The 13491-nt window shown below is 69.9% G+C and carries 11 protein-coding genes; 2 read left to right on the top strand and 9 right to left on the bottom strand.

The window, feature by feature from the left end; all coding sequences use genetic code 11:
- The first annotated feature begins 468 nt into the window (after positions 1-468).
- A complete protein-coding gene (locus ACFVT5_RS26480; RefSeq protein WP_389892872.1) occupies positions 469-3465 on the top strand; it encodes an NACHT domain-containing protein in 2997 nt (998 codons plus the stop codon).
- A 102-nt stretch (positions 3466-3567) separates the two neighbouring features.
- Here ACFVT5_RS26480 and ACFVT5_RS26475 read toward each other — a convergent pair whose 3' ends face one another.
- The gene (locus tag ACFVT5_RS26475) at positions 3568-6096 is read right to left on the bottom strand and encodes an ATP-dependent Clp protease ATP-binding subunit (RefSeq protein ID WP_389892869.1); all 2529 of its coding nucleotides are present in this window, start codon (positions 6094-6096) and stop codon (positions 3568-3570) included.
- Positions 6097-6528: 432 nt separating this feature from the next.
- Here ACFVT5_RS26475 and ACFVT5_RS26470 point away from each other — a divergent pair, with 432 nt between their 5' ends.
- Entirely contained in the window at positions 6529-7134 is a 606-nt protein-coding gene (locus ACFVT5_RS26470) for an SCO3374 family protein (protein ID WP_389892866.1), read from the top strand.
- Here the strand turns inward: ACFVT5_RS26470 and ACFVT5_RS26465 are convergent.
- From ACFVT5_RS26465 to ACFVT5_RS26430, 8 genes are all read right to left on the bottom strand, one after another.
- Positions 7107-7448 carry an Lsr2 family protein gene (locus ACFVT5_RS26465; protein WP_389892863.1) on the bottom strand — a complete coding sequence of 114 codons (342 nt, stop codon included), beginning with the start codon at positions 7446-7448 and terminating at the stop codon, positions 7107-7109. The two genes, ACFVT5_RS26470 and ACFVT5_RS26465, sit on opposite strands and share 28 nt — an antisense overlap.
- A 228-nt stretch (positions 7449-7676) precedes the next feature.
- Entirely contained in the window at positions 7677-8210 is a 534-nt protein-coding gene (locus ACFVT5_RS26460; protein ID WP_389892860.1) for an amino-acid N-acetyltransferase, read from the bottom strand.
- Positions 8211-8219: 9 nt separating this feature from the next.
- On the bottom strand, positions 8220-8654 hold the full coding sequence (locus tag ACFVT5_RS26455; RefSeq protein WP_389892857.1) for a BlaI/MecI/CopY family transcriptional regulator: 435 nt from the start codon (positions 8652-8654) through the stop codon (positions 8220-8222).
- Between the two features lie 183 nt (positions 8655-8837).
- Positions 8838-9011 (bottom strand): hypothetical protein, encoded by a 174-nt coding sequence (locus ACFVT5_RS26450; protein WP_389892854.1) that lies wholly within the window; start codon positions 9009-9011, stop codon positions 8838-8840.
- Between the two features lie 13 nt (positions 9012-9024).
- On the bottom strand, positions 9025-9765 hold the full coding sequence (locus ACFVT5_RS26445) for a hypothetical protein (protein ID WP_389892999.1): 741 nt from the start codon (positions 9763-9765) through the stop codon (positions 9025-9027).
- Positions 9766-9894: 129 nt separating this feature from the next.
- Positions 9895-10692, bottom strand: a complete 798-nt coding sequence (locus ACFVT5_RS26440) for a type III pantothenate kinase (RefSeq protein ID WP_389892851.1) — start codon at positions 10690-10692, stop codon at positions 9895-9897.
- 4 nt (positions 10693-10696) lie between these two features.
- The gene (nadC, locus tag ACFVT5_RS26435) at positions 10697-11722 is read right to left on the bottom strand and encodes a carboxylating nicotinate-nucleotide diphosphorylase (RefSeq protein WP_389892848.1); all 1026 of its coding nucleotides are present in this window, start codon (positions 11720-11722) and stop codon (positions 10697-10699) included.
- 3 nt (positions 11723-11725) lie between these two features.
- On the bottom strand, positions 11726-13489 hold the full coding sequence (locus tag ACFVT5_RS26430; protein WP_389892996.1) for an L-aspartate oxidase: 1764 nt from the start codon (positions 13487-13489) through the stop codon (positions 11726-11728).
- Positions 13490-13491: the final 2 nt, after the last annotated feature.

Raw genomic sequence — 13491 nt, 5'->3', positions numbered from 1 at the left:
ACCCGGTACCTCCGGGACGGGCTGAGCGGACCCGGCGGACGAGACGTACCTGCCGGGTGAGCCATCCCTTGGTAACCCGCCCCCCGGCCGATGCTCAAACACCCCCACTACTAGGCGAAGCCGTACATACACCCCAGGAAGTTGACCTCTTGACTACCTCGGGAGGGGATGGGTGAATTCGGACATTTCATCTCAGAAGGTCGGTTTATCTGCACTTCGCGAGGGGTTCGACGGGGGTGCGGGAGAGGGCTCGATATGCCGACCGGGACGCTCCGAGGGGCCCGCCCGCTCCGGGACCGAAGCCCATGCCCGAATCCAGCGGAGATGTCCACTATTCCGCCTAGTAAGGGACAAAACGCCTGTGCGCCATGTCACCGGAAGGCAAGATCCAGCACCCCCGGAATGTGACGCGGGCTACCCTCGACACGACTGATCGGCACCTGTTCGCGGCCTTCGGGGGGACGCCAGATGGACCCGGCAGTACTCGGCACGCGGTTGGCGTCGAGCGCGATATCACCGCTGGTCAAGAAGCTGTTCGTGGCCGAAGGGCCGGGCGCGGGCCTGGTGGACCGGCCGATCCGGCTCTCCTCCTATGTCTCCTTCCGCGGCGAGCGGCGCACCCTCACCGACCAGGACGTCCGCAAGCTCGCGGGCCGCCTGGTCGACCGGGCGGTCGGCTCCCCCGGCGAGCGGCCCTTCCCCGCCGACGAGGAGACCGCGGTCGGCGACGCGCTGGCCCGTACGCTGCTCGGGCTCGGTGACCTCGACATGGACGACGTGCAGGCGGTCCGCCTGGGCCACCGGGAACTGGCCCGTACGCTCCTGGCCCACTCCCTCGGTTCCGGTTCCGACCCCGCCTCCGGCCTCTCCGCCGACGCCTCGGTCTTCCTCGCCTCGGCCGTCGAGTGGGCCTGCCTGCACATCCTGCACTTCTTCACTCAGCGCTCGACCTTCGTCGCCCGCACCCTGGTGGAGCAGAGCCGAAGCCAGGCCGAACTCATCGCCAAACTGGACGAGTTGATCACCCGGATGCCGCGACGCGACGCCCGGGACGCTTCGTTCGAGCGCCGGTACGGGACGTATCTCACGGGCAGACACGGCAAGTTGATGATCTACGGCATCGACCTGACGGATTCGCCGGGGGCTTGGCCGCTGGATGTGGCGTATCTGAGTCTGGAGGTGACGGGGTGGCTGGACCGCCCGCCGCATCCGGATCCGACGATCCCCTTGAAGCACGGGGGAATCGTATGGTCACCGTCCCCCCGTCCCGCCGACCAGATCCTCGCCGCCCACGACAAGGTCCTGCTCCGTGGTGTGGCCGGCTCCGGCAAAACCACACTCGTGCAGTGGCTCGCGGTCTCGGCGACCCGTGCCGCACCGGACGGCCCCCTCGCGTATCTGCACGGCCTGGTCCCCTTCGTGCTGCCGCTGCGCACCCTGATCCGGCACGGTGAGCGGCTCCCCGGTCCGGAACGGTTCCTCGAAGCCGCCGACTCCCCGCTCGGCGGAGCGCAGCCCGACGGCTGGGCGGACCGGGTACTCGGTGCCCGGCGCGGGCTCGTCCTGGTCGACGGCATGGACGAGATCCCCGACACCGAGCGGGAGCGCACCCGGGCCTGGCTCCAGGGCCTGATCACCGCGTACCCGGGAAACCGCTGGCTGGTGACCTCGCGCCCGTCCGCCGTACGCGAGAACTGGCTCGCCGACGACGGCTTCACCGAACTGACGCTCTCACCGATGAGCCCGACCGACGTGACGGCGTTCATCCACCGCTGGCACGACGCGGCCCGCACCGGCGCCCCCGACGACGGCGGCCTCCTGGACACGTACGAGCGGCAGTTGCTGACCGCCGTCCGCACCAAGGCGGACCTCGGCCGGCTCGCGACCAACCCGCTGATGTGCGGCCTGATCTGCGCCCTGCACCGCGACCGCCGCGGCTATCTCCCGCACGGCCGCAAGGAGTTGTACGAGGCCGCCCTCGCGATGCTCCTGACCCGCCGGGACCGTGAACGCGACCTGACGGCAACGGGCGTGGGGCTCCGCCAGGAACCCCAGATGCAGTTGCTCCAGCGCCTCGCGTACTGGCTGATCCGCAACGGCCGCACCGAACTCGACCGCACCCACGCGGAACGGATCATCGGCGACGCGCTCCCGTCGGTACCGGAGGCGGCGGCACTGGGCGACGCGGCCACGGTCTTCTCCCACCTGTTGCTCCGCAGCGGCCTTTTGAGGGAACCCGCCCCGGGCGCCGTCGACTTCGTCCACCGCACCTTCCAGGACTACTTGGGCGCCCGAGCGGCCGTAGAGGTGTGGGACATCGGCCTACTGACGGACCACGCGGCGGACGACCAGTGGGAGGACGTGATCCGGATGGCGGTGGCGCATGGACGGCCACGGGAACGGGCGGAGATTCTGGAGGGGTTGCTGACGGCGGGCATCGACGCGGACCGTCTCGTACAGCAAAGGGTCTTCCTCCTGGCCGCGGCCTGCCTGGAACACGCGACGGAACTGGACCCGGGGGTCAGGGAACAGGTCGAGTTCCACGTCGGCGTGTTCGTTCCCCCGGTCTCCGAACAGGCCGCGAGGGACCTGGCCTCGGTCGGCCCCCTCGCACTGGACCTCCTGCCGCCCCCGGACAACCTGACCGACGAGGAGGCCCGCCTGACGGTCGTGGCGGCGTCCCACGTGGACTCGGAGGCGGCGATCCCGTACCTGGCACGCTTCGCCCGCCACCCGTCCCTGAAGGTCCGCTCCCAACTCGTCTGGGCTTGGTCGCGCTTCGACACGGAGCGGTACGCGGAGGAGGTGATCGGGGAACTCGACCCGGAGGGGCTGCACTTCACCGTACGGGACGAGGCTCAGCTCAGGGCGCTGGAGGATATGGGAGGACGGCCGGAGATCCAGTTCAAAGGCCCCTTCGAAACGGATCACATCGCCGTGCATGTCGGGCGGTTCGCACCCACCAACCTGCTCATCACCGACAACGAATACCCGGTGGATCTCGACTTCTTGCGGGGCGCAGACTCGGTGATCGAGGTCGCCCTCCTGCACTGCAAAAACCTTCTGGACTTGTCTGCGCCGACCGGGCTCGCTCCGCGCGGCATCTTCCTTGACGAAGCGCATCTCGTGACACGAGGACTGGATTCCTGGCGGGAACTCCGCAGGCTCACCCTCGACGCGCTGACCGACCTCGACTCCGATGACGGTTGGTCGGTTCTGGCAGACCTGCCCCATTTGAGTCATCTCGCGATGAGTGTGGACAGCTGCACCGAGATCCCGGCATCACTCAGGCTGCCCGGCCTGCGGACGCTGTACCTCAACGACTTCACCGACGCGACCGAAGCGGTCGACCTGTCCAGAATCCCGAACCACTTCCCCTTCCTCACGACGCTCCAGATCAACGGAACCCACACCACCCGCTCCCGCCTCCGCGGCATCCCCCCAAACGCGACTCTCCAGGCGTAACCCCCGAGGGAAAAAGGGCGGGTGGGTGGGGACAAAAAAGAGGGCCACCCCCGGAACCGAAGTCCCAGGGGCAGCCCCACTGGTCACGCCGCCCGCGAAGGGCTACGCCTCTTTGCTCAGGTTAGGCCCGGCGCCGCCGCCCGTCGCCTGCTCGATCGGCGGGACATCCGGCAGTGCCGTCTTCTCCTCACCCCGGAAGGTGAAGGTCTTGGTCTCGCCCTCACCGTCCGTGCCGACGACCACGATGTGGCCGGGGCGCAGCTCGCCGAAGAGGATCTTCTCGGAGAGGATGTCCTCGATCTCACGCTGGATCGTCCGGCGCAGCGGCCGGGCGCCCATGACCGGGTCGTACCCCTTCTTGGCCAGGAGCGACTTGGCTTCGGTGCTCAGCTCGATGCCCATGTCGCGGTCCTTGAGGCGCTCGTCCACCTTGACGATCATGAGGTCGACGATCTGGATGATGTCTTCCTCGGTGAGCTGGTGGAAGACCACGGTGTCGTCGACACGGTTGAGGAACTCGGGCCGGAAGTGCTGCTTCAGCTCTTCGTTGACCTTGTTCTTCATCCGCTCGTACGTGGACTTGGTGTCGCCCTGGGCGGCGAAGCCCAGGTTGAACCCCTTGGAGATGTCCCTGGTCCCGAGGTTGGTCGTCATGATGATGACCGTGTTCTTGAAGTCCACGACCCGGCCCTGGGAGTCGGTCAGGCGACCGTCCTCCAGGATCTGGAGCAGGGAGTTGAAGATGTCGGGGTGGGCCTTCTCGACCTCGTCGAAGAGGACGACGGAGAACGGCTTGCGGCGGACCTTCTCGGTCAGCTGGCCGCCCTCTTCGTACCCCACATAGCCGGGGGGCGAGCCGAAGAGACGCGACACCGTGTGCTTCTCGCTGAACTCCGACATGTCGAGGGAGATCAGCGCGTCCTCGTCACCGAACAGGAACTCGGCGAGGGTCTTCGACAGTTCGGTCTTACCGACGCCGGACGGGCCGGCGAAGATGAACGAACCACCGGGGCGCTTGGGGTCCTTCAGACCCGCGCGCGTACGACGGATCGCCTGCGAGAGCGCCTTGATGGCGTCCTTCTGGCCGATGACCCGCTTGTGCAGCTCGTCCTCCATGCGCAGCAGACGCGAGGACTCCTCCTCGGTCAGCTCGAAGACGGGGATGCCGGTGGCCGTCGCGAGGACCTCGGCGATCAGCTCGCCGTCGACCTCGGCGACGACGTCCATGTCGCCGGCCTTCCACTCCTTCTCGCGCTTGGCCTTCGCCGCGAGCAGCTGCTTCTCCTTGTCGCGGAGTGACGCCGCCTTCTCGAAGTCCTGGGAGTCGATGGCCGACTCCTTGTCACGGCGCACGCCCGCGATCTTCTCGTCGAACTCGCGGAGGTCCGGCGGCGCGGTCATCCGGCGGATCCGCATCCGGGAACCGGCCTCGTCGATCAGGTCGATCGCCTTGTCCGGCAGGAAGCGGTCCGAGATGTACCGGTCGGCCAGGGTCGCGGCCCGGACCAGGGCGTCGTCCGTGATGGAGACGCGGTGGTGGGCCTCGTACCGGTCGCGAAGGCCCTTGAGGATCTCGATGGTGTGCGACAGCGACGGCTCGGCGACCTGGATGGGCTGGAAGCGGCGCTCAAGGGCCGCGTCCTTCTCCAGGTGCTTGCGGTACTCGTCGAGCGTGGTGGCACCGATGGTCTGGAGTTCGCCACGGGCGAGCATCGGCTTGAGGATGCTGGCCGCGTCGATCGCGCCCTCGGCGGCGCCCGCTCCGACGAGCGTGTGCAGCTCATCGATGAACAGGATGATGTCGCCGCGGGTGCGGATCTCCTTGAGGACCTTCTTCAGGCGTTCCTCGAAGTCACCGCGGTAGCGCGAGCCGGCGACCAGGGCGCCCAGGTCGAGGGTGTAGAGGTGCTTGTCCTTGAGGGTCTCGGGCACCTCGCCCTTGACGATGGCCTGCGCCAGGCCCTCGACGACGGCGGTCTTGCCGACGCCGGGCTCGCCGATGAGCACCGGGTTGTTCTTGGTGCGGCGGGACAGCACCTGCATGACCCGCTCGATCTCCTTCTCGCGCCCGATGACCGGGTCGAGCTTGGATTCGCGGGCCGCCTGGGTGAGGTTGCGGCCGAACTGGTCGAGCACCAGGGACGTGGAGGGCGTGCCCTCGGCAGGACCGCCGGCCGTGGCGGTCTCCTTGCCCTGATAGCCGGAGAGCAGCTGGATGACCTGCTGCCGGACCCGGTTGAGATCGGCACCCAGCTTGACCAGGACCTGGGCGGCGACGCCCTCGCCCTCACGGATCAGGCCGAGCAGGATGTGCTCGGTGCCGATGTAGTTGTGGCCCAGTTGAAGGGCCTCGCGGAGCGAAAGCTCCAGGACCTTCTTGGCACGGGGGGTGAAGGGGATGTGCCCGGACGGGGCCTGCTGGCCCTGGCCGATGATCTCCTCCACCTGCTGGCGGACCGCCTCCAGAGAGATCCCGAGGCTCTCCAGGGCCTTAGCGGCGACACCCTCACCCTCGTGGATCAGGCCCAGGAGGATGTGCTCGGTGCCGATGTAGTTGTGGTTGAGCATCCGGGCTTCTTCCTGAGCCAGGACGACAACCCGCCGCGCGCGGTCGGTGAACCTCTCGAACATCGTTAATCGCTCCTCAGAGCGGTCAGGCAGTAAGGGGTCGGTCCCCTCCCTGTCCTTCCGCAGCTTAGTCCCGCAAGCGGGGACCGCTCATTCCAACTGCCGACACCCGTGGATGGCCTCCCGACCCGGAACGCCGACAATTGCTCCAACCCGATGGTGCGAGACGATGTTCCCGCAGGCCAGGTACTTACCCCCGTCGCCACTACGCCGATGGCGAACGTGAGGCTGCTTCGGACTTGCGTGTCGCCCCTCCCACTAGGGATGTCTTACCCGCAGCTACGGACAGTCCATGCGGCGTACCCGGGTTCCCTCCGCTACGGGCGAACAACCTTGCGCGCCCGCCCACTCCCGCACGCCCCCATTTCGACCACTCTGTGCATACGGTAGGGCACGTTGCGTAACCGCAGGACCGTTTCGGCGGTTGGCGGGGACATGGAACTCACCGTCCCGCATCCGCGTCGGCCGCTCTCCTCGGGAGACCCGGTGCGGCGGTGGTACGAAGACATGCTCGGCTGGGCGGCGGTGTGCGGCACGCCCACCCGGCCCGCCCAACTGCTGACGGGGTTGCGCTTCGACGTTCTTCAGATGCCGGCCGACGCGGGCCGGGAGGTACTGCGGCGGCTGCGGCTCCGGTGCCCGGTGGCGGTGCGGGGGCGGCGGATGTGGCTGCTGGTGGCCGCGGGGAGCGCGGAGGAGCTGCCGGGGCTGCTCGACTGGCTGGAGTGGAGCACCCTGCCGCTCGATCTCGCGGCGATCGGTGCGGGCGGGCGCATCGACGCGCCCCTGCCTCCGGGCTGGCCGGTGCCGGGCGGGTGGGCGGGTCCGCGGGGGGCTGCCGTATGGCTGCGCCCCCCGGAGCCCGGACGTGCGGTGGAGCCGACGCTGCCGGCCCCGCCGTTCCTGGCGGCGCCGACGACCCAGGGGGGCGGTGGGGGCGCCCCCGATCTCGTGCGTCTGGTGGACACGGCGGCGACTCAGTGCCATCGGGTCCGTCTCGGGCGGGCCCGGGATCAGCGGTGGGCGTCCTCGTACGCCTGACGGATGTTCGCGGGGACCCGGCCCCGGTCGTTCACGTCGAAGCCGTTGTCCTTCGCCCACGCGCGGATCTGCGCCGTGTCCTGGCCGCCGCCGGCCGCAGCCGCCGCACGCGCCTTTCCACGGCCGCCCGCGCCCCGGCCGCCGGTGCGCCGGCCGCTCTTCACATAGGGCTCAAGAAGACCGCGAAGCTTGTCCGCGTTCGACGTGGTGAGGTCGATCTCGAATGACTTGCCGTCCAGCGCGAACGTCACGGTCTCGTCCGCCTCGCCGCCGTCGAGGTCATCGACAAGAAGGACCTGAACCTTCTGTGCCACTGGATTTCCTTTCATCGATAACGTGCGGGTCGGTCCGTGCGGCTCGGCCGCTGATTCGCCGTCCCTTGTTATATGCAGTACAGCAGTACGTCGGAAAGCAAACCGCTTTTGCCGGAAAAACACAAACCCCTGGGAGTGACGAACCGAGCCGAGAAGCCCGGAAACATGCGCGTTTCGGACATAGGGCACGTGGGCACGGACAGGTGCGGGAATACCCGTACCGATCGATCACAGATGCAGGAGCATCCGACTGTTGCCCAAGGTGTTCGGTTTCACCCGTTCGAGTCCGAGGAACTCGGCGACGCCCTCGTCATAGGAACGCAGCAGCTCGCTGTACACATCGGTGTCGACGGGAGTCTCACCGATCTCCACGAAGCCGTGCTTCGTGAAGAAGTCGACTTCGAAGGTGAGACAGAAAACGCGTCGAACACCGAGCCAGCGGGCGGTCTGTAGCAGCTTCTCCAGGACTTGATGACCGACACCCGAGCCCTTGACCGAGGGGTTCACCGCGAGAGTGCGGACTTCCGCGAGGTCTTCCCACATCACATGGAGTGCGCCGCAGGCCACGACCTGCGCGTTGTCGTCCCGTTCCGCGACCCAGAACTCCTGGATGTCCTCGTAAAGCGTGACCGTGGCTTTGTCGAGCAGGATCCGCTTGGCGGTGTACGAGTCGAGGAGTCGGCGCACCTCGGGGACATCGCTGGTCCTGGCCCGGCGTACGGTGACCGCTTTCGTGGGGACTTCGGGGAGCTGTGCTGCCATGTGCGGACGCTATCGCCCGTCCTCCGCACGCGAGGAGTCGGGGTTCTCGTCGGGGTTCTGCTCCGGGTTCTCCTCCGGGTTCTCCGGGGGATTCGGGTTCTGGGAAGACGCCGGGTTCTCGGGACCCTGCACCATCCGTACGGCATCGCTCAGAGCTTCGCGCTGTTCCGGGGACATCATCCCGAAGAAGGCGACGAGAGCCGCCGCCGGGTTGTCGCTCTGGGACCATGCGTCGTTCATCAGTGCGGCGGCGTACGCGGCCCGTGTGGAGACGGCCTCATATCGATAGGCACGGCCTTCCGCCTCGCGCCGGACCCAGCCCTTCTGATGGAGATTGTCCAGAACGGTCATCACGGTCGTGTAGGCGATGGAGCGTTCCTGCTGAAGGTCTTCCAGGACTTCTCGAACGGTCACCGGGCGGTTCCACTTCCAGACCCGCGTCATGACAGCGTCTTCGAGTTCTCCCAAGGGGCGAGGCACAGTTGCACCCTAGTAGCAGAATCCAACGATGACGCGACGAACGTGGCATAGGGGGACAAAAAGGGCGTACGACTCGGAATTCCGATGAGTCGTACGCCCTGGGTGCGGGCCCTGACCGCCAGGTGGTTACGCGGTGACGCGGTCGGCTCAGGTGTCGCGCGAGGTCTGGCGGACCGCCTCGGCGCGGGCCATGGCGCCGTCGACGGCCGCGTCCTCCTTGGCCTTGTTGGCGCCGCCCTGGGTCTTCACGATCGTGACGATCAGACCGATGAAGAACACCGCCATGACTACGGGGGGCACGAGCGCGGAGACATAGTCCATGCCCTCAGGGTAGCTACCCGGCCGCGAGCTGCTGCGGCGGGTTCTCCTCAGGAGCGGTGTCGCGGTCCGGCGCGCGGTCGGGGGTGCGGTCGGGCTTCTTCGGCTCGGCCGGGGGCGCGGGGCGCTTGCGGGGCGGGAAGACCTCGGCCGGGGTGGGCACCGGGCGCTGCGGGGCGGGCTCCTCCTGAGGCTTCGGCGCGGGCTTGTCCGACGGCTTCCTGTCGGCCTGTACGGGGCCGTACGCGCGGGCGGGACCCGATACGCCGGGAGCGGTGAGTACGGCCGACAGACCGCCGGGGAGGGCCGTCAGGCGGGCACGGGACGCGGGGACCGTGACCCGCCGGGTGACCGTGCCCCCGGCCGCCCGGCCGCCGGGCACGGCGCGGCCCGCGAGCTTGGCGCGGACCGCCGTCTCAGCGAGGTCGCGGCAGCGCTCCAGGAGCGCGGCGGCGGCCGGGTTCCCGCGCAGCGCGCGCAGGGCGGCGAGATCGTCGGGTACGGGCTGGTAGCCGGCGGCGAGTACGTCCTCCAGGAGCGCCAGATACCCGCTCACGGTGCCGGGCAGGGCGGCCCGGTAGCGGGCGAGGTCGGCCAGCAGGAAGGCGCGGAGCCGGGCGCCCTCGCGGGCCGCCTCGTCGACGGCCCCGGCGAGCCGGAGACAGTCCTGGACGTCCTCTGCGGAGGCGGGACTCGGGTGGAGGGCAAGAGCGAGGGCGCGACGGAGCACACGAAGCTCCTCCACACCGAACGCCATGCCGCCGCGTGATCCGTAGGGCGTGGGCATGCCGTGACGATACGCGCTAATCAGACAAAATCCGCTCATCGCGGTGCGGGTGTTGCGCCCGGCGGGGGCGGCACGGGGCCAGGTCGGCCGGGGCCGGCGTCAGGTCCGGGAGATGTTGCGTTCGTAGACCAGGCGGAGCCCGATCAGCGTCAGCCAGGGTTCGTGTTCGTCGATGACCGACGCCTCGCCCAGGACCATCGGCGCCAGGCCGCCCGTCGCGATCACGGTGACGTCGTCCGGGTCGTCGGCGAGTTCGCGCGCCATGCGGGTCACCACACCGTCGACCTGGCCGGCGAACCCGTACACGATGCCCGACTGCATGGCCTCGACCGTGTTCTTGCCGATGACGCTGCGCGGCCGGGCCAGCTCGATCTTGCGGAGCTGGGCACCGCGTACGCCGAGCGCCTCGACGGAGATCTCGATGCCGGGTGCGATGACCCCGCCCGCGTACTCCCCGCGCGCGGAGACCGCGTCGAACGTCGTCGCCGTGCCGAAGTCGACGACGATCGCCGGGCCCCCGTACAGCTCGACCGCCGCGACCGCGTTGATGATGCGGTCCGCGCCGACCTCCTTGGGGTTGTCCATCAGGATCGGCACCCCGGTCTTGATGCCCGGTTCGACGAGGACGGCGGGTACGTCGCCGTAGTACCTGCGGGTGACCTCGCGCAGTTCGTGCAGGACGGACGGCACGGTGGAGCAGATGGCGATGCCGTCGATGCCGTCGCCGAGTTCCTCGCCGAGCAGCGGGTGCATGCCCATGAGGCCCTGGAGCAGGACCGCCAGTTCGTCGGCGGTGCGCCGGGCCTCGGTGGAGATGCGCCAGTGCTCGACGATCTCCTCGCCGTCGAACAGGCCGAGCACGGTGTGGGTGTTGCCCACGTCGATCGTCAGCAGCATGGTGCTACTCCGCCCCGGCTTCGGCGTCGGCTTCGGTGTCGGCCCCGCGCAGGTCCAGGCCGATGTCGAGGATCGGCGAGGAGTGCGTGAGGGCGCCCACGGCGAGGTAGTCGACGCCGGTGCGCGCGTACGCGCGCGCGTTGTCCAGCGTGAGGCGGCCCGAGGACTCCAGGGTCGCTCGGCCGTGCACCAGGGCGACGGCCTCCTCGGTCTCGCCGGGCGTGAAGTTGTCCAGGAGGATCAGGTCGGCGCCCGCGTCGACGGCCTCGCGGAGCTGGTGCAGCGTGTCGACCTCGACCTCGATCGGCACCTCGGGGAAGGTCTCCCGTACCGCCTTGAACGCCTGGCTGACGCCGCCCGCCGCGACCACGTGGTTGTCCTTGACCAGGGCCGCGTCCGACAGCGACATGCGGTGGTTGACGCCGCCGCCGCAACGCACCGCGAACTTCTCCAGGGACCGCAGCCCCGGCGTCGTCTTGCGGGTGTCCCGCACGCGCGCCTTGGTGCCGTCCAGGGCGTCGGCCCACGCGCGCGTGGCGGTCGCGATACCGGACAGCCGGCACAGCAGGTTGAGGGCGCTGCGCTCGGCGGTCAGCAGGTCCTGGGCGCGGGTCGTGACGCTGAGCAGCTTCTGCCCGGCCTCGACCCGGTCGCCGTCCTCGACGTGCCGCTCGACCTCGAACTCGTCGGTGCACACGATGGAGATGACCGCCTCGGCGATCCGCAGCCCGGCGACGGTGCCCGCCTCGCGCGCGGTGAAGTCACCGGTGGCGACGGTGTCCTCGGGGATGGTGGCGACGGTCGTGACGTCCACGCCGCCGTCCAGGTCCTCGTCGATCGCGAGGTAGGCGATGTCCTCGACCTCGACCGGGTCGAGCCCGGCGTCGGCGAGGAGCGCGGCGAGCGCAGGATCGAGGCCGCACTCGGCGGCGTCGGTGCCTTCGGTGTCGACGGCCCCGTCACCTCCGGCGCAGCCGCAGCCGTCGCCGCAGCCACCGGCGGGAACGAGGGGAAGGTCGGGGGTACTCACGGCTCACTGCTCCTGGGGACGGGTCGAGGGCTCCGTGCGGGTGGGCGGGAGCGCCTGGGTCGGGGTCGCGTGCACGGCGAGCGTGCGGTCCGGGTTGAGGCGTACGACGATATGGCGCCGCCACGCCGTGTCGTCGCGGTCCGGGTGGTCCTCACGCCAGTGGCAGCCCCGGGTCTCCGCGCGGCGCTGCGCGGCGGCCACCAGGACCCGGGCCACGCACAGGAGGTTGGTGGCCTCCCAGGTGTCGACGCCGGGCTCGGCGGTCTTGCCGTGCTCGGCGAGCGCGTCCTTCGCCTCGGTGTGCAGCCGCTGAAGCTGCTCGGCGGCCCGGTCGAGCGACGCGGCGGACCGCAGTACGCCGGCGCCGTCGGTCATGATCCGCTGGATCGCGAACCGGGTCTCCGGCGCGAGCAGCGGATGCGCGGGGGTGCGGGGGTGCGCGACTGGCACCGGCACGCGCGCGTGGAGGCCGGTCCCGGCGATGTCCGCCGCGATGCGCTCGGCGTAGACCAGCCCTTCGAGGAGGGAGTTCGAGGCGAGCCGGTTCGCGCCGTGCACACCGGTGCAGGCGACCTCCCCGCACGCGTAGAGCCCCGGCACGGTGGTGCGGCCGTACGCGTCGGTGCGGACGCCGCCGGAGGCGTAGTGCGCGGCGGGCGCGACCGGGATGGGCTCGGTCACCGGGTCGAGGCCGTGCGCCCGGCAGGCGGCGAGGATCGTCGGGAAGCGGTGCTCCCACATGTCGGCGCCGAAGTGCCGTGCGTCGAGGTACATGTGCTCGGCGCCCTGCTCCTGCATCCGGCGCATGATGCCTTTGGCGACGATGTCCCGGGGTGCCAGCTCGGCGAGTTCGTGCTGCCCGGTCATGAAGCGCACGCCGTCAGCGTCCACGAGATGGGCGCCCTCGCCGCGTACCGCCTCGGACACCAAGGGCTGCTGGCCCTCCGCGTCGGCGCCGAGGAACAGCACCGTGGGGTGGAACTGCACGAACTCCAGGTCGCTGACCTCGGCGCCCGCGCGCAGGGCGAGCGCGACGCCGTCGCCGGTCGACACGGACGGGTTCGTGGTCGCCGAGTACACCTGGCCCATGCCGCCGGTCGCGAGGACCACGGCGGGCGCGTGCACGGCTCCGACACCGTCGTGCTGGCCCTCGCCCATGACGTGCAGCGTGACGCCCGCGGTACGGCCTTCGGCGTCGGACAGGAGGTCCAGGACGAGCGCGTTCTCGACGGTCGGTATGCCCCGCGCGCGGACCGCGTCGACCAGCGCGCGGGAGATCTCGGCGCCGGTCGCGTCACCGCCCGCGTGCGCGATACGGCGGCGGTGGTGGCCGCCCTCACGGGTCAGCGCGAGATCGCCGTCGGCCGACTCGTCGAAGTGGGCGCCCGTGTCGATGAGCCGGCGCACCGCGTCGGGCCCCTCGGTGACGAGGATCCGTACGGCGTCCTCGTCGCACAGGCCCGCGCCCGCCACGAGGGTGTCGTCCAGGTGCTGTTCGGGGGTGTCGCCCTCGCCGAGCGCCGCCGCGATACCGCCCTGCGCCCAGCGCGTGGAGCCGTCGTCAAGGCGGGCCTTGGTGACGACGACGGTCCGCAGTCCGGCCGCCGCGCAGCGCAGGGCCGCGGTGAGCCCGGCGACGCCGGAGCCGACCACGACGACGTCGGCGGTGAGGGACCAGCCGGGCGCCGGGGCGTGCAGCCGTATGCCGGTCGCCGCGGGGGTTCCGGGCGGTCTGGAGGCTTCCGGTGTCCCCGGGGTTTCCGGAATCG

It is taken from the genome of Streptomyces sp. NPDC058001, from assembly GCF_042886315.1.
Classification (GTDB): Bacteria; Actinomycetota; Actinomycetes; order Streptomycetales; family Streptomycetaceae; genus Streptomyces.
Note: the sequence above shows the minus strand (reverse complement) of the source record. Positions and strands in the feature narration are given on the sequence as shown.

Bases quoted from the DNA above. Each gene is read 5' to 3' on its own strand.
- ACFVT5_RS26480 (WP_389892872.1), top strand. From the start codon at position 469: ATGGACCCGGCAGTACTCGGCACGCGGTTGGCGTCGAGCGCGATATCA.
- ACFVT5_RS26460 (WP_389892860.1), bottom strand. From the start codon at position 8,210: ATGGCAGCACAGCTCCCCGAAGTCCCCACGAAAGCGGTCACCGTACGC.
- ACFVT5_RS26475 (WP_389892869.1), bottom strand. From the start codon at position 6,096: ATGTTCGAGAGGTTCACCGACCGCGCGCGGCGGGTTGTCGTCCTGGCT.
- ACFVT5_RS26440 (WP_389892851.1), bottom strand. From the start codon at position 10,692: ATGCTGCTGACGATCGACGTGGGCAACACCCACACCGTGCTCGGCCTG.
- ACFVT5_RS26470 (WP_389892866.1), top strand. From the start codon at position 6,529: ATGGAACTCACCGTCCCGCATCCGCGTCGGCCGCTCTCCTCGGGAGAC.
- ACFVT5_RS26455 (WP_389892857.1), bottom strand. From the start codon at position 8,654: ATGACGCGGGTCTGGAAGTGGAACCGCCCGGTGACCGTTCGAGAAGTC.
- ACFVT5_RS26445 (WP_389892999.1), bottom strand. From the start codon at position 9,765: ATGGCGTTCGGTGTGGAGGAGCTTCGTGTGCTCCGTCGCGCCCTCGCT.
- ACFVT5_RS26450 (WP_389892854.1), bottom strand. From the start codon at position 9,011: ATGGACTATGTCTCCGCGCTCGTGCCCCCCGTAGTCATGGCGGTGTTC.